This window comes from Rhodococcus sp. WY5, assembly GCF_018588185.1.
In the GTDB taxonomy this organism is placed as follows: Bacteria; Actinomycetota; Actinomycetes; order Mycobacteriales; family Mycobacteriaceae; genus Rhodococcus_F; species Rhodococcus_F qingshengii.
In genome coordinates this window covers 1,162,366-1,177,863 of the sequence record NZ_JAAMPR010000001.1, presented here as the reverse complement: position 1 = coordinate 1,177,863, position 15,498 = coordinate 1,162,366, and the positions used below count along the sequence as shown (strand labels likewise).

The window sequence follows — 15,498 nt, the reverse complement described above, 5'->3', positions numbered from 1 at the left end:
TCCGCCCGTGCACAGTTATCGGGGGGGCACCGGGGGCGGAGCCGGAAATTTCGAATCCAGAAGTCTCGAGAACAAGAATCTCGAGGCGACGGATTTCGAATTGTTGACCGCTCATGTCGCGGGCGATCGACACGCGTTCCGTGAACTACTGCTCCGGCATCAGGATCATCTGTGGCACGTTGCCCGGCGAACGAGCTACTCGGACGAGGATGCGGCAGACGCTCTCCAGGAGGGTCTGCTGTCCGCGCACCGCAAGGCCGCGAAGTTCCGCGGCGACGCGGCGGTGCGTAGTTGGCTCCACACCATCGTGGTCAATGCCTGCCTCGACCGGATCCGACGCAACAAATCACGGGCGGCGTTCTCTCTGTCTTCGGAGAACGCGGAGGAACCCCGCGATCACCGCGACTATGCGGCGACAGTGGACATGAGCCTGACCGTCGAACAGGCACTGGCATCGCTGCCGCCTGAGCAGCGTGCTGCCGTCGTCGCCGTCGATGTCGAGGGGTATCCGGTAGCCGAGGCCGCCGAGAGGTTGGGAGTGCCCGTAGGGACCGTGAAGAGTCGCTGCGCCCGCGCGCGCAAGCGTCTCGCCGCCCAGTTGGAGGACTTTCGCGAAGGCGGGAACCATTCGTGAACCGGCCGCGTCCTATCTTGTAAGGGTCCGCACCGACTGCCGAGGGAGGGTTCATGACAGATCCGTCTGTTCGCGTTCCGTCGCCTCCGTTTTCGGAAGACCTACTCGCAGATCTTCACGCCGGGGTTCTCGATTCCGAAACCAGTGCGGCTCTGTGGCCGGTGGTACACGCAGATCCTGACGCCCATGCATTTGTCACCGCCCTTGACGGCGTCACGGCATCACTCGCGACACTGAACTCGCGCGAGGCCTCTCACGAACGGATTCCGAATTCGCTTGCCGAGCGAATCAATTCGGCACTGGATCTACAGTCAGAACAGCTGGAGCCGCCAGCTGAGGCATCTGTCGTGCCGTTCCGGCGGCGCCCACAAGCGTGGGTTCTCGGTGCCGCAGCAGCCGTGTTGGCGGCCTTCGTGATCGTTGTTATCGGAATCCGAGATTCCGAACCTGCCGAAAGTGTTGTCGCTCAACCGAGCACACCGGCGACGCCTGCTGTCGACGATCCGGATTCGGCGTCTCTGCTCTCACTCGTCGGATCCAAAAACCTTGGACCACTGGATGATCCATCCAAACTTGCCGGATGCCTACGCGCCAACGGCATCGATGAGGGCCGGCCTTTGCTCGGTTCCGGCGAGATTCGCATCGACGGGGCGCCGGCGATAGTCCTACTCTTCACGGGATCGCAGCCGCGTCAGATCACTGCACTGACTGTTGGCATCAACTGCAGCGACGGGAATCCGAATACGTTGTCGGTCAAGAACATCGGCTGACGTCGACGGTCAGCGCGGCGATGCCGCCGGGAGTAAGAGCTCGAGGATTCTTTCGCGTAGCGCATCTGTATCGTCCTCGACCGCTATCAGACTCGAAAACATCGCTGCCCCGGCCGCCAATACCAGCACGGCCTTGGCATCGAGCAGTGCCGATTCAGGATCTTCGGCGTTCTGAAGGAACAGTTGCGTACTCGGTCCACTGAACCCGCGCCACAATTCGTTGCGCAGGTCGTCGTGGTCGCGCAGGGCCGCCAGCAATCCTGGCGACGCGGCGCGAACCTCGGGACGGGAGAAGAGCTGAACACTTCCCTCCACCACCCAACGGATCCAGCCGTCGCGATCGGTGCCCTCGAACGGTGTCAGGTCCGGTGTCGCCCCCAGGATCGACCCGAGAACAAGATGTGCCTTCGACGGCCATCGCCGCGACATCGAGGCTCGGCTGACCCCTGCCCGTGCCGCGATCGCCCGGAGACTGAGTTGATCCCAACCGACCTCGAGGAGCATCGCTCGGGTGACCTCGAGGACTGTGTCGTCGATGCGTGGGTCTCGTGGGCGACCTGATCCTGTGGCATTCATCGTGTCGAATTGTCGGACAGATTGGCAGTAGGCGCTATATCGTCGTAGTTACGAGTCCACTGGCATCGTAAAGATCAGGCCGCCGCAGGAAGTTGAAAATGACCACAGCGCCCACACCGTCGATATTCGAACCCGCACGTCTCGGCCCTCTGACCTTGCGCAACCGCATCGTCAAAGCTGCAACGTTCGAGGGCGTCATGCCCCGGGGAGCGGTCTCGGACGATCTGATCAACTTCCACGCCGAGGTGGCCCGCGGCGGGGCCGCGATGACCACTGTCGCCTATTGCGCCGTCTCACCAGGTGGACGAGTCCACCGCGACACCCTTGTCATGGACGAGCGCGCGCTGCCGGGACTACGCAGACTGACCGACGCCGTCCACGCCGAAGGCGCACTTGCTGCGGCGCAGATCGGCCACGCGGGACTGGTCGCCAACACGCTCTCCAACAAGACGAAGACTCTGGCGCCGTCGACCCGGCTGAGTCCGCCCGCGATGGGCCTCGTCAAGGGCGCGACACTCGCCGAACTCGACGGTGTCGTCTCCGACTTCGAACGGACCGCTCGCGTCGCCGTGGACGCAGGATTCGACGCCATCGAGGTCCATCTCGGCCACAACTACCTCCTCAGTTCGTTCATGAGCCCCAATCTGAACAAGCGCCACGATCGATACGGTGGCAGCGTCGCCAAGCGCGCCGAGTATCCGCGTCGAGTCGTCGAAGCGGTGCGACGGGCCGCTGGATCCAGCGTGGCGGTCACCGCGAAATTCAACATGTCCGATGGGGTGCCGAAAGGTCTGTGGCTCGACCAGAGCCTGCCGATCGCCCAGATCCTCGAAGCCGACGGCCACCTCGACGCGATGCAATTGACCGGTGGCAGTTCACTTCTCAACGGAATGTACTTCTTCCGTGGCGAGGTCCCACTGGCTGAGTTTGTCGCCTCCCAACCCAAACTCGTCGGGTACGGGCTGAAGTTCTACGGTCCCAAACTCTTTCCGACGTACCCGTTCGAGGAGGGCTTCTTCCTGCCCTTCGCCCGTCAGTTCCGACAGGCGCTGAGGATGCCACTGATCCTGCTCGGCGGCATCAACCGCGTCGACACCATCGAGCACGCACTGGATGAAGGATTCGAATTCGTCGCCATGGCGCGTGCGCTCCTCAGGGACCCACAACTGGTCAACAAATTCCGAGCCGAGAGCGTCGACGAGGGGTTGTGTATCCACTGCAACAAGTGCATGCCCACCATCTACACCGGCACGCGCTGTGTGGTTCGGGACGCGCTGGTGGTTCGGGAGGCACCGCGCCCCGCCCAGTGAGTCCCGCGCTGTGAGCCGCCGGCTGTGAGCCACTTTCCAGCGGAGTGCGGGAACAACACCCCTTATCCTGGTGTTGATCGGTACGGCTCTCCAAGAAGCGGAGGGTCTGCACTCACTATTGGAAGGCTCGCATGACCACCCAGCTGGAAAACACGCCCGCGGTCCATGACGTCATCATTGTCGGTTCCGGACCGGCCGGATACACCGCTGGTGTCTACACCGCGCGCGCTGAGCTCCAGCCCCTGCTGTTCGAGGGAACCCAGTTCGGTGGCGCCCTCATGACCACCACCGAGGTCGAGAACTTCCCCGGATTCCGCGAAGGAATCATGGGCCCCGACCTGATGGAACAGATGCGTGAGCAGGCACTTCGCTTCGATACCGACATCCGCACCGAGGACGTCGAAGAGATCGATCTCAGCGGCCCGATCAAGACGGTCGTCGCGAACGGCGAAACGTATGCCGCGCACGCGATCATCCTCGCCATGGGTGCGGCAGCCCGTTACCTCGGTATTCCCGGTGAAGAACGCCTCCTCGGCCGCGGCGTCAGCGCCTGCGCCACCTGCGACGGCTTCTTCTTCCGTGACCAGGACATCGTCGTGGTCGGCGGCGGCGACTCCGCGATGGAAGAGGCAACATTCCTGACCCGCTTCGCTCGCTCGGTCACCCTGGTGCACCGCCGCGAGGAATTCCGCGCCTCACGGATCATGCTCGAGCGCGCCAAGGCCAACGAGAAGATCCGCTTCCTGACCAACGCGGAGCCCGTCGAGGTGCTCGGTGAGAACAGCGTCACCGGGCTCGTCGTTCGTGACACCGTCACGGGTGAGACCTCCACACTCGAGATCACCGGCATGTTCGTCGCCATCGGCCATGACCCGCGCAGTGAGCTCGTCAAGGGCCAGGTCGATCTCGACGACGCCGGATACGTGCGCGTCGCTCCCGGTTCCACCGCGACCTCCGTCGACGGCGTCTTCGCTGCCGGTGACCTGGTCGATCACACGTACCGCCAGGCGATCACCGCTGCCGGCACCGGATGCTCCGCAGCAATCGACGCCGAACGCTGGCTGGCCGACCGCGGCGACATCACCGCCAACACGCTCGACGCAGCCGGCCACACGGTCGACGTCGTCGGCGCTCCCTGATTCATCAAGCTGTCGAACCCAACCCTCGAGGAGTAACAGTGTCGAATACCGTCACCATCACCGACGATTCCTTCAAGCAGGACGTCCTGGGCAGCGACAAGCCCGTTCTGGTCGATTTCTGGGCAACCTGGTGCGGCCCGTGCAAGATGGTCGCCCCGGTACTCGAGGAGATCGCCGGTGAGAACAGCGAGAAGCTGACCGTCGCAAAGCTCGACATCGACGCCAACCCGGCGGCCGCCCGCGATTTCCAGGTCATGTCGATCCCGACGATGATCCTGTTCAAGGACGGCAAGCCGATCAAGACGATCGTCGGCGCCAAGGGCAAGGCCGCACTGCTCAAGGACCTCGCAGACGTTCTCTGACGGCTGGATGAGCATCGTGGATTCTCGCAATCCACAGAATTTCTGAGATAATCGATCGATGTGCCTGATCGGGTCTACGACCAGGCACATCGATCGAATTCGTTAACCGATCCGAGAGGCTTTCACGCATGCACAGACTCCGACACGGCGATCACGGCCCGGCCGTCGCCGAGATTCGGGGCACATTGACGAAGCTGGGATACCTCCATCACGGAACTTCCGGTATTCGACGTGAAAGCGCCGACGGTGCCCACTGGGTTGCACCCGACGCCATCTTCGATCATCAACTCGACAGCGCCGTTCGCGCCTTCCAGCAGCAGCGTGGGCTCCTTGTCGACGGCATCGTGGGCCCGGCCACCTATCGGTCACTTCGCGAGGCCTCGTACCGCCTGGGCGCCCGTACGTTGATTTACCAGCTTTCTGCGCCGCTGTACGGCGACGACGTCGCAGCTCTGCAGGCCAAACTGCAGGACCTCGGCTTCTACGCAGGTCGGGTCGACGGTTTCTTCGGCCCGCAGACCCACGAATCTCTCTCGTCTTTCCAGCGCGAAATCGGGATCGCCGCCGACGGTATCTGCGGACCGCAGACACTGCGTTCGCTGGAACTGCTGGGAACTCGCGTCACCGGCGGATCGCCGCACGCGATCAGCGAAGAGGAGCTGGTGAGGCGCAAGGGCCCACAGCTGGGCGGCAAGCGCATCGTCATCGATCCAGGCCTCGGTGGTCCGTCCACCGGCACCATCGTCAACGGCATCTCCGAAGCCGACATCCTGTGGGATCTGGCTATGCGCCTCGAGGGGCGGATGGCAGCAACCGGGATGGAAACCTTCCTCTCCCGCCCGCACAACGCCGATCCGAGCGAGGCCGAGCGCGCGCTGACGTCCAACGCATTCGACGCCGATCTGATGATCTCCCTGCGCTGCGACAGCAACTCGAGCCCGTCGGCGAACGGCGTCGCGAGCTTCCACTTCGGAAATTCGCACGGTTCGGTCTCGATGATCGGGCAGGTGTTGACCGGTTTCGTTCAGCGCGAGATCGTTGCGCGAACTCCGTTGCGGGACTGCAGAACTCACGGTCGAACGTGGGAGTTGTTGCGCCTGACCAACATGCCGACGGTACAGATCGATCTCGGCTACCTGTCCAACGCGTCCGACGTTGCGGTACTGACGAATCCGCGGATGCGTGACACCATCGCCGAAGCCATCTTGATCTCGGTCAAGCGGCTGTACCTACTGGGTCAAGACGATCAGCCGACCGGCACCTTCACCTTCGCCGAGCTTCTCGCAGAAGAACTTTCGGTAGCCGACCGCATTTCGTAGGTCCTGCGGTCGGCACCTGCTCACACTCTGGCGAGTTCGCTGATCTCCACCATTTCGAGAGCTGCGGCCTTCAGTAGACGGTCGAGGGCTTCTTCGACGTCGACTTTCCATTCGTGATCTCGATTGAGTTCGAGACGAAGGCGCGGATAACGATGGTGCGGTGCCACGACCTCGAAACCGTAGTCCTCGAGGAACTCGGCACTGATCATGCATTCTGCGGGTGAACATTCCAGAGCTGCCGTTGCACTGGCCACGTCGGAAGCTGGCCCCAAGTCGCCGCTACGGATACCGAATGCCTCGAGCGCACGAACTCCTCGTCGGACCAGATCTGTCACGACAGCGGCCAGCAGGCTCGGCCCTAGTTCTTCCTCTATGCCCGAGGGCTCGAGGCGAAGGCTTGTGAGAAGCACTGCGTCCGAGCTGACCGGGCTGGTGGGAAACAGTTGCGCGCGCGGGATCATGCGGGGAGGGGCGTACAACGCACTGCCGATCGGCTTTCCGTCGCGGACGGCGACCTGTCCGCACGAACCCCACTCGAGCATGACCATCGACAGCCAGGCTTCCTTCTCGAATTCCTGATCACAGAATCCTCGGGCGTCATGAAGCGCGCCCGGGTCCATCTCCCAGAACACGCATCGGCGCGCATGGGCGGAAAGCTGATCGAGGCTGTCGAGTGTGAGAGAGGTGATGACGTGAGTCGACACTGACTAACTCACTCTCCGTAGGTCCCCGAAGCGGTTTTGATGCTCGCCCGCTGCTTTTCTCTTCTCCAGGATAGGCCAGCTACGACAAGTCGGCAGTGGCACGAGAGTTGATCGCCCTAATATATTGCTGTTCAACATCTTTCGTCCCGGTTCAAGATTTCGAGAAGCTCGGACCACCTAGATTTGTCACAGTGACGAAAATAGGTGGTGTGCCCGGTCATCATGATTACGTCACCAAACGGGCATCCGAGTTCTCTACTTGGATTTCTGTGCTTCCATCATTCCGACGATGCGTTGTAGGTCGTCGACCGAGCCGAATTCGACCACAATCTTTCCCTTCCGCTTGCCCAGACTGACAGTCACCCGAGTGTCGAACGAGTCCGACAACCGCTCGGCCACATCCTGCAGGCCCGGCATCACGATGGGCTTGCGCTTCTGTGGGGGAGCGATCTCATTATCCGCCCGGTTGGCCAGAGTGACTGCTTCCTCCGTCGCGCGAACAGACATTCCTTCCGCGACGATGCGCGCCGCCATGACCTCCTGAGCGTCGGCACCCGCCTCGAGGGACAGCAGTGCGCGAGCATGGCCGGCCGAAAGTACACCGGCCGCAACGCGACGCTGAACCGCCACCGGCAGCTTCAGCAGACGAATCATGTTGGTCACGACGGGACGCGAACGTCCGATCCGATTGGCCAATTCTTCGTGGGTGACTTCGAACTCCTCGAGCAGCTGCTGATACGCCGCTGCCTCCTCGAGGGGGTTCAACTGCACTCGATGGATGTTCTCGAGGAGCGCGTCGCGCAGCATCGAGTCGTCATCTGTTTCACGAATGATCGCCGGAATCTTCTCCAGCCCGGCTTCCTGGCTCGCGCGCCAGCGACGCTCACCCATGACAAGTTGGTACTTGTCACCGTGACGACGGACCACGATCGGCTGCATCAAGCCGAACTCGCGGATCGAGTGAACCAACTCCGCGAGTGCTTCCTCGTCGAAAACGCTGCGAGGCTGCTTCGGGTTCGTCTCGATCAGGCTCGGTTCGATCTCGAGATAGACCGCGCCGGTCGGCTCGAGTTCGGTCTCCGGCTCAGCTTCCACCGGAGCCTTCGCAGCCGACGCCTTGGTGGCTTTCGGCGTTTTCGGGGCCGCCTTGGTCGGTGGGGGAGGGGAGGGGTTGCGCTTGTCGACGCCGATTACGACGTCCGCTGCAGCCGATCCCAGACCCGGCGCCGTGGCTGGCCCAGTGGGGATGAGAGCAGCCAAGCCGCGGCCCAATCCACCTTTGCGTGCTTGACTCATCTCACTGCTCCTGGGTCGTCGTGGTGGCAGAGCGGGCGGCAAGTTCACGGCCGGCGTCGAGGTAACTCATGGCGCCACGTGAACCCGGGTCGTAGTCGAGAACTGTCATCCCGTATCCGGGAGCCTCGGACACCTTCACGCTGCGCGGAATCACAGCGCGCAGAACGGCCTCACCGAAGTGCTTGCGTACTTCTTCGGCGACCTGGTCGGCCAGCTTGGTGCGCCCGTCGTACATCGTCAGAAGGACGGTGGAGACATGCAGATCCGGGTTGAGATGAGCCTGGACGAGTTCGATGTTGCGGAGCAACTGACCGACCCCCTCGAGGGCGTAGTACTCGCACTGGATCGGGATCAGAACTTCCTTGGCAGCGACCATCGCGTTGACGGTCAGCAGTCCCAGCGAGGGCGGGCAGTCGATGAGGACGAAGTCAACGTCAAGCTCTGCGAGCACCTTGTCGTTGAGCGCGCCTTTGAGTCGATTCTCGCGGGCAACCATGGAGACCAATTCGATCTCGGCGCCCGCCAGATCGATCGTTGCCGGGATGCAGAGAAGGCGCTCACTGTGCGGGCTGGTCTGGATCGCCTCCGGGGCCTTCACTTCGCCTATGAGCAGCTCGTAGCTCGACGGGGTGCCCGAGGTATGGACGACGCCCAGAGCGGTGCTGGCGTTGCCCTGAGGGTCCAAATCGACCACAAGGACAGTGAGCCCTTGAAGAGCGAGCGCCGACGCAAGGTTCACCGTGGTCGTCGTCTTGCCGACGCCACCCTTCTGGTTCGCGATGGTGATCACGCGGCGGAACGCCGGCTTCGGCAGCGTCACCGAATGGGGATGAAGCACTTGGCTCGCTCGATGCGCGGCCGCCCCGATGGGGGTCTCCTCCGAGGAGATCGCCGCGTAGGGGGCGGTGAAATTGTCGTCGTCGTTGACGATCTGATCCGCACCCGCACTCGTGTGCTGCTTCGGTGTTTCACGTGAAACGGCGGATTCAGATCGACCCGACATTGACTGCTCCTTCGATTGGGAATCGATCACTAGGTGCTCTCATCATCTGTACATTGCTCTCGATTGCATGCGTGTAAATCATCAACGCTGGCGGCGCTTCGGGAGACGTTCGGCCTTCACCACAACAGTGGGGGTGCGGAGAATCTTGGCTCCACATTCGAGTATTTCCAACTTACCTGCGCCCAACTTGGTGAGCGCCGTGCGGTCTCGCTCGATCTCCTCGGCGGCACTCGAACCCTTGAGTGCCAACATCCGGCCGTGCTCGTGAATGAGGGGGAGGGACCAACGTGCGAGCTTCTCGAGAGGTGCCACGGCTCGCGAAGTGACCACGTCCGCACCGCCCGCTTCCTTCACAACACCCGATTCTTCGGCTCTCCCTCGGACAACCAATACGTCCAATCCGTTGGACTCGATGAACTCCGCGAGGTACACCGAGCGTCGAAGCAACGGTTCGACCAGAGTCACCTTCAAGTCCGGGCGGGCGATTGCGAGAGGGATACCGGGTAGGCCGGCGCCGCTTCCAACGTCCACAACCGACTCGCCTTCGGCAATCAACTCACCGATGACGGCACAATTGAGAAGGTGACGCTCCCACAGTCGAGGGACTTCACGGGGACCAATCAGCCCGCGCTCGACACCATCCGTCGCCAGGGATTGGTAATACCGTTCCGCGATCTCATATCTGTCACCGAACACTGCGTGCGCAGTCTCTTGTTCGTCCCAGTCAACCGACGCCGCACCATTCTGTTCCACGTGAAACATCCTCCCGCGTAAACCGCGAAATCAACAATCAAGACCGAAATCATTATCCGCCCTGGAGCCGACATGTGTTCGCTTCTGCACACCGACTCGCTGTGAGTCTGCCGACTCGTTCATTCTTTGGGAAGTATTCGGCCCAAAATTCAAGCGGGGGAGGGGAGGGGTTCACGTTCCACGTGAAACATCGCGCTGATAAGTCTTCCAATTCCGACGCGTTTCACGTGAAACATACCCGGGCGATCGAATGCAGATAGGAGCGCAATTCTTAGTATCATCACAGTGACGAAACTGCCGTGGGTAGTTACATGGATGGAATTCTGACCCAAAAAGACCAATTTTCGATAAAAAAGTCGTTGCAAAAGATCGCCGACGTCGGACTGCAGAACGGACTCGGTCAGTCAGATCCTCTCTGTAGGTCGACTCGGAAAACAGACTTCGATTCCAGATCTCGGACAGCTTCGGTATCTCATCGCCGGTTGTTGCGAGCCATACATCCGTCGGCTTGACACACCTGTTGCGGGACGCCGGAGGCTTGGCATCACAAACCGCGAATCAATCCAAGAAGCTTCGCTCCACAGGATGCGCATCGGAGAGTTCACCCTCTCCTGTGGACTGATGGTGAACGCACTCCGCAGCATTGGGCTCGCCCTCGACTCCGTCGCAGATGCATTGAGCAATCCGCACCACATAAATTTCTTCATCGAACTGCACCGTCGTTCCATGCCGGCTCGACACTGGGTGGGACTCGAGCACGAGATCCGCCAGTTGGCATCTCCGGAACGGTTCGTCGACTCCGGCGCACGACGAACCGTTCGCGACATTCGAAATATCCGAAGACGATCCGATCTAGGCGCCGAAGCCCCACAGATCGCGATGATCGAGCAAGCAAACGGTGACGGGCTGAAGTTGGTTCACGGCCGCATCCGTCAGGTTGGGGTTCGCGCTGACGATGGCACACCAGAAGCCATTGGGTCGTGATCGCCATCCAGTAGACATCCAATACCAATCTGGGATGGAGATCGAGGGCTCGGGGCAACAACCATCGATCCGGTTTCACGTGAAACGAAGGGCCGACTATTTCCGCTGGGGGAGGGGAGGGGCTCACATGTAGTACGGCATGTTGTCGATCGAATATCCGAACATGCACAGTGCCCCGCCGACAGCCAAGAAGGCAATCATGAAGCTGAGCATGACGGCTCTCAAGAATCGCCGCCCGCCTGTGAGAGACGTTCGGGATCGAAGTTTCGGTCGCTGCCGACCTCCTCTGTTCCGACTTCCCCGTGGCTGTGGTGACGATGCAAGTGACCGAGCGTACCGCCGAATGCGCCAAGTCGGCCGTGCGCGCGCAACCGATGGTGGCACTTCCTCGACCGGGTGACCGGATCTGGAGACCTCTATTTTCGTACGACACCGTTGCAGCAGGATATGTGGGCCGAGTTGGAACCTGGCCACCTTTACCCCCTGGTACACGGCGGTCTCCGCGTCACCCCGTACACCGTCGGACAAGCTGGACAGAAAGGCCCGCGCCGGCACGACGGCAGCGAACCTCCGGTTGAGGCCCGGATCAGCCCGCCGGGGCCTCGAACACCATCCTGACCTCGGTCACTTGGTAGTTCGCCCGCTTGAACGCCGCGGCCATGGGTGTGTTGGGTACGTCCGTGGTCGCGGTGATGCGATTGGCGCCATCGGCTGCGTGAAAGCGGGTGATCTCGCAGAGGATGTCGTCCACGTAGCGGCACCCGCGTAGCTCGGGCACTACTCCGAGGTATCCGACGTTGCGGTGGTAGGGCGTCGCGGACGGGATCGCGAAGCCGACCAGCGTCCCGTCCATGGTCTCCGCCAGCCGCCACCACGATCGTTCGCCGGGGCACGACCGGTAGAACTCGAGATCGTCCCGGGCCTGGCTGACGATGTCCGTAGCCGCGATGCCTCGTTGCGTGGCGACGTCCAGGCTGCCGACAGCGACCCGCTGGAACACCGCGAGGAACTCCTCATCGGTGGCGGGACGGAAAGTCAGACGCTCGGAGGGGGCGGGCACACCGGCCGCAGGCGTCCACTCGAAACGCAGCCGCTCGATGATCTCGGTCAGTCCGGCCGCCTGGGCCGCCTCACGACGCCAGGACACGGCGTCTGCGACGGCGGAATTCGCGTCCTGCCCGGCGGTCGGCACGACCAGCACATACTCAGGTTTCGCATGGAACTCGGTGTGCGCCCGCGACATGAGTTCGGCGGCAAGCGCAGCACGATCCGGCACGTCAGCCAGCACGTGCAGGAAATCAAGGGCGAGCGGACGCTCACTGTCCTCACGCCCCCACCACAGGGCACGCGCGACGATCCTGGAGCCGTCAACGGCGAACCAACTCCATTCCGGACGAAGCCGTCCGGCCGCCACCTCTTCCCGGAGCGAGTCAGTGTCGACGAACTCGACCGGATCGTTCATCGCGAACCCCACGGGCTCTTCCAGCTCGGCCCGTGTCGCGGGTCGTATCAGCAAGATTGCTTCCCTTCACGACGCTTCATTGACGACAGGTTCCGAAATAGAGATAGGCCGTGTCGACAACGATAGGCACCTGACCTTCACCGTGCCGCCGGATTCGGTTTCACGTGAAACACTCTCGGACACAAAAGCGGGCCCCGGAAAATCCGGGGCCCGCATTCGATCAAGGGGGGAGTGTCAGTCCTTGAGGACAACTACTCGGCGAGACGGCTCAGCGCCTTCGCTCTCGCTGGAAACACCGGCGACCTTGGCGACGGCGTCGTGCACGATCTTGCGTTCGAACGGCGTCATCGGAGCAAGCTCTTCGCGTTCGCCGGTCTCGAGAACACGCTGTGCAGCTTCCGCACCGAGAGCACTGAGTGCCTCGCGGCGGCCCGCCCGCCATCCGGCGATGTCGAGCATCAAGCGGCTGCGCTCGCCGGTCGACTGTTGAACAGCCAGACGAGTCAGCTCTTGGAGAGCATCCAGAACCTCACCCTTACGTCCCACAAGCTTGGTCAGGTCGTCGCCGCCGTCGATGCTGACGATCGCCCGATCGCCCTCGACGTCAAGGTCGATGTCTCCGTCGAAATCGAGAACGTCGAGCAACTGCTCGAGGTAGTCGCCGGCGATCTCGCCCTCTTCGATCAGGTCGTCATCGGAATCGTCGATGTCTACATCCACATCGGTAACCGGCGCAGTGGTCTCGGTGCTCACGTCTGCGTTCTCTCCATCCACAACGATGTCAGCTTCACTGGACATTGGTCGTTCTCTTTCCTGGATCAGCGCCGTTTATTGCGCTTGGGGGAGTTGCCGCGGTTGCTCTGTGGCCGGTTCTGTTTCGGTTTCGACGTGGAACCACCACTGGAACCCGAGGGCTTCGGCTGTGGCTTCTTGAGCGAAACTTCCGGGGCGTCACCGTCGTCGTCGGCTGAATCCGCGGTCTTCAGCGCAGCCGGAGATCCCTTCTTCTTGCTGGGATCGGGACGGGCACCGGGCTTGGGCGCATTGTCGTTGCGGCGAGTGATCGCTTCCTGCTTCTTGGCTTCTTCTTCCGCGTCGATCTTGCGGAAGACGAGGTGCTGCTGACCGTAGGTCCAGATGTTGTTCGACACCCAGTACAGGAGGATCGCGATCGGAAGGAACGGTCCACCGACCAGAACACCGAGCGGGAAGACGTACAGGGCGAGCTTGTTCATGATCGCGGACTGCGGGTTCGCGGCAGCTGCTTCGCTCTGACGGGCAACAGAAGCGCGTGAGTTGAAGTGCGTCGCGATGCTGGCGATGATCATCAGCGGAGCGGCCACGAGGATGATGTTCAGCCGTGACGGAAGCTCGGGAACGTTCTCGGTGACGTAGGCCTGAAGCTGCGCAACCGGCGTCGTGATCGCGGCCGAGATGGGCGCGCCGAACAGACGAGCATCCAGGAACGACTGGACGTCAGTGGCCGAGAAGACGTAGTTCGGGGTGTTGAGGTTGTCCTCGGCGCTCATGCCCAGCTGGCCCATGCCGGTGCCGGTGCGGTTGAACGAGCGCAGGACGTGGAACAGACCGATGAACACCGGAGCCTGAGCCAAGACCGGGAGACAGCCCATGATCGGGTTGAATCCGTGCTCCTTCTGGAGCTTCTGCATCTCGACGGCCTGGCGCTGACGGTCGCCCGAATACTTCTTCTGCAATGCCTTGATCTGTGGCTGCAGTTCCTGCATCTGACGCGTCGTGCGGACCTGCTTCACGAACGGCTTGTACAGAACCGCACGCAAGGTGAACACCAGGAACACCACGGAAAGCGCCCAGGCTATTCCGTTGTCCGGGCCGAGAATGAACCCGAAGACCTTGTGCCAGACCCACAGAATCGCGGATACCGGATAGTAGATGAAATTGAGCACGGCTCTAAGTACTCCTCTGTTCGTCCGTCGGACTGTGACACGCTGCGCGTGCTTCCGGACAGCTATGGCGGCTACCCGCATCACGGTCACGACGGGCAGGGACAGGGTCCCACCCTCCAGAATGCCAGGGGGCACACTTCGCCAACCGCACCACAGTCAAGAAAAGGCCTTTGATCGCCCCGTGAGTGCGCAGCGCTTCGACTGCGTATTCACTGCAGGTGGGGGTGAACCGGCAGGTCGGCATCCTCAAGGGCGACACATACGTCCGGTACAACTCGATACAGAAGATGAGAACAGTGGCGGGAGCGCGACGCACAGCCTTCAACACCGTGATGACACGGGAGGCTCTGGGAGTCTCGATCTGCTCAGAGAGAGGAGTACTCATGGCTCTTCACTTACCGACACCAATAGGTTCATTTTGGTCAGGCCCCCGCGCAACTGCTTGGCCAGTTCGGCTGAACTGGCGGTAGCTGCACCCGGAAGTGCGCGGATAACCACGTCCGTCTCCGGCGAAACCTGCCCGACGAAATCTGCACAGATATGACGAAGCCGGCGTGCGACTCGATGTCGAATCACCGCCGGCCCGACAGCCTTGCTCACGATCAGCCCGAAACGGGGACCGTGATTTGTTACTACCAGCGCCTCTACTTGCTCGCGATCGAACGCGTGCACGACAAGGTCGCGTCTTCCCATACGACGCCCGCGTCGCACCGCCACGGAGAAATCCGCGTGGCGACGCAACCGAGACGGCTCAGGCAACACCCCGAGCTCCTGAACTCGAAATCAGATCAGGCGGTGAGGGAATCGCGGCCCTTACGGCGACGCGCCGAAACGATTGCACGACCCGCACGGGTACGCATACGAAGACGGAAGCCGTGAACACGCGCGCGGCGGCGATTATTCGGCTGGAACGTCCGCTTGCCCTTGGCCACGGTCAACACTCCTCGAAGTTCATTGACGCCTCCCGGCGTCATTCAGTGATCGACGCCTTACGGCGCCTTTGGATCCAACAGGTACAGAACAATCAACTTCACTCGTTGTGGCTTGGAAGACCGATCCGACCTGACATATGTAGCCAGCACGAAGCGATCACCACCAGCGGGTGACCGTTCGAGGTTACTTACCACCGTTGCCAAGGTCAAACCAGCCCGATTCGGAGCCCTCCCGCGGCAACCACGGCGACACGCCGATACTTACATCATTCCGCAGATTCCATTCACAGTGTGCATACGGCCGTGACCTCGAGCGAGGCGGCAAGTGT

Annotated in this window: 18 protein-coding genes; 7 read left to right on the top strand and 11 right to left on the bottom strand. The window is 61.8% G+C overall.

The window, feature by feature from the left end; all coding sequences use genetic code 11:
* Nucleotides 1-7 precede the first annotated feature (7 nt).
* Together sigM and G4D79_RS05330 are read left to right on the top strand one after the other, a co-directional pair.
* The gene (sigM, locus tag G4D79_RS05335) at nt 8-634 is read left to right on the top strand and encodes an RNA polymerase sigma factor SigM (protein ID WP_075835073.1); all 627 of its coding nucleotides are present in this window, start codon (nt 8-10) and stop codon (nt 632-634) included.
* Nucleotides 635-687: 53 nt separating this feature from the next.
* A complete protein-coding gene (locus tag G4D79_RS05330) occupies nt 688-1,404 on the top strand; it encodes a hypothetical protein (protein ID WP_075835075.1) in 717 nt (238 codons plus the stop codon).
* 9 nt (nt 1,405-1,413) lie between these two features.
* On the opposite strand, the gene G4D79_RS05325 is transcribed toward G4D79_RS05330, so the two are convergent.
* Nucleotides 1,414-1,980 carry a helix-turn-helix domain-containing protein gene (locus tag G4D79_RS05325; protein WP_054781440.1) on the bottom strand — a complete coding sequence of 189 codons (567 nt, stop codon included), beginning with the start codon at nt 1,978-1,980 and terminating at the stop codon, nt 1,414-1,416.
* Nucleotides 1,981-2,078: 98 nt separating this feature from the next.
* On the opposite strand from G4D79_RS05325, the gene nox reads away from it, so the two are divergent.
* The 4 genes from nox to G4D79_RS05305 all read left to right on the top strand — a co-directional run bounded on the left by nox (nt 2,079) and on the right by G4D79_RS05305 (nt 6,110).
* Entirely contained in the window at nt 2,079-3,290 is a 1,212-nt protein-coding gene (gene nox, locus G4D79_RS05320; protein WP_064075696.1) for a 4,4'-dithiodibutanoate disulfide reductase, read from the top strand.
* A gap of 131 nt (nt 3,291-3,421) precedes the next feature.
* The gene (trxB, locus tag G4D79_RS05315; protein WP_003942521.1) at nt 3,422-4,429 is read left to right on the top strand and encodes a thioredoxin-disulfide reductase; all 1,008 of its coding nucleotides are present in this window, start codon (nt 3,422-3,424) and stop codon (nt 4,427-4,429) included.
* Nucleotides 4,430-4,467: 38 nt separating this feature from the next.
* Nucleotides 4,468-4,791, top strand: coding sequence for a thioredoxin (gene trxA, locus G4D79_RS05310; protein ID WP_003942530.1), 324 nt, complete (start codon nt 4,468-4,470; stop codon nt 4,789-4,791).
* 128 nt (nt 4,792-4,919) lie between these two features.
* Complete coding sequence (locus tag G4D79_RS05305) at nt 4,920-6,110, top strand: N-acetylmuramoyl-L-alanine amidase (protein ID WP_003942558.1); 1,191 nt, start codon at nt 4,920-4,922, stop codon at nt 6,108-6,110.
* A 20-nt stretch (nt 6,111-6,130) separates the two neighbouring features.
* On the opposite strand, the gene G4D79_RS05300 is transcribed toward G4D79_RS05305, so the two are convergent.
* The 4 genes from G4D79_RS05300 to rsmG form a co-directional block, all read right to left on the bottom strand.
* A complete protein-coding gene (locus G4D79_RS05300) occupies nt 6,131-6,814 on the bottom strand; it encodes a hypothetical protein (RefSeq protein ID WP_099696891.1) in 684 nt (227 codons plus the stop codon).
* Nucleotides 6,815-7,069: 255 nt separating this feature from the next.
* Nucleotides 7,070-8,110 carry a ParB/RepB/Spo0J family partition protein gene (locus tag G4D79_RS05295; protein WP_054188731.1) on the bottom strand — a complete coding sequence of 347 codons (1,041 nt, stop codon included), beginning with the start codon at nt 8,108-8,110 and terminating at the stop codon, nt 7,070-7,072.
* Between the two features lies 1 nt (nt 8,111).
* The gene (locus G4D79_RS05290; protein WP_003942510.1) at nt 8,112-9,113 is read right to left on the bottom strand and encodes a ParA family protein; all 1,002 of its coding nucleotides are present in this window, start codon (nt 9,111-9,113) and stop codon (nt 8,112-8,114) included.
* A gap of 81 nt (nt 9,114-9,194) precedes the next feature.
* Entirely contained in the window at nt 9,195-9,875 is a 681-nt protein-coding gene (gene rsmG / locus G4D79_RS05285; protein WP_180279548.1) for a 16S rRNA (guanine(527)-N(7))-methyltransferase RsmG, read from the bottom strand.
* Between the two features lie 612 nt (nt 9,876-10,487).
* Here rsmG and G4D79_RS05280 point away from each other — a divergent pair.
* The gene (locus tag G4D79_RS05280; protein WP_141695784.1) at nt 10,488-10,850 is read left to right on the top strand and encodes a hypothetical protein; all 363 of its coding nucleotides are present in this window, start codon (nt 10,488-10,490) and stop codon (nt 10,848-10,850) included.
* 586 nt (nt 10,851-11,436) lie between these two features.
* Here G4D79_RS05280 and G4D79_RS05275 read toward each other — a convergent pair.
* The 6 genes from G4D79_RS05275 to rpmH all read right to left on the bottom strand — a co-directional run bounded on the left by G4D79_RS05275 (nt 11,437) and on the right by rpmH (nt 15,169).
* A complete protein-coding gene (locus G4D79_RS05275) occupies nt 11,437-12,366 on the bottom strand; it encodes a GNAT family N-acetyltransferase (RefSeq protein WP_198531528.1) in 930 nt (309 codons plus the stop codon).
* A gap of 180 nt (nt 12,367-12,546) precedes the next feature.
* Complete coding sequence (locus G4D79_RS05270; protein WP_003942504.1) at nt 12,547-13,110, bottom strand: protein jag; 564 nt, start codon at nt 13,108-13,110, stop codon at nt 12,547-12,549.
* A 20-nt stretch (nt 13,111-13,130) separates the two neighbouring features.
* Nucleotides 13,131-14,237, bottom strand: a complete 1,107-nt coding sequence (gene yidC / locus G4D79_RS05265) for a membrane protein insertase YidC (protein WP_003942570.1) — start codon at nt 14,235-14,237, stop codon at nt 13,131-13,133.
* A gap of 4 nt (nt 14,238-14,241) precedes the next feature.
* Nucleotides 14,242-14,622 carry a membrane protein insertion efficiency factor YidD gene (gene yidD, locus G4D79_RS05260; RefSeq protein ID WP_007729147.1) on the bottom strand — a complete coding sequence of 127 codons (381 nt, stop codon included), beginning with the start codon at nt 14,620-14,622 and terminating at the stop codon, nt 14,242-14,244.
* Nucleotides 14,619-14,999, bottom strand: coding sequence for a ribonuclease P protein component (gene rnpA, locus G4D79_RS05255; protein WP_019746209.1), 381 nt, complete (start codon nt 14,997-14,999; stop codon nt 14,619-14,621). The genes yidD and rnpA overlap by 4 nt, the downstream gene beginning before the upstream one ends.
* Nucleotides 15,000-15,025: 26 nt before the next feature.
* Nucleotides 15,026-15,169, bottom strand: a complete 144-nt coding sequence (gene rpmH / locus G4D79_RS05250; protein WP_003942540.1) for a 50S ribosomal protein L34 — start codon at nt 15,167-15,169, stop codon at nt 15,026-15,028.
* Nucleotides 15,170-15,498 lie beyond the last annotated feature (329 nt).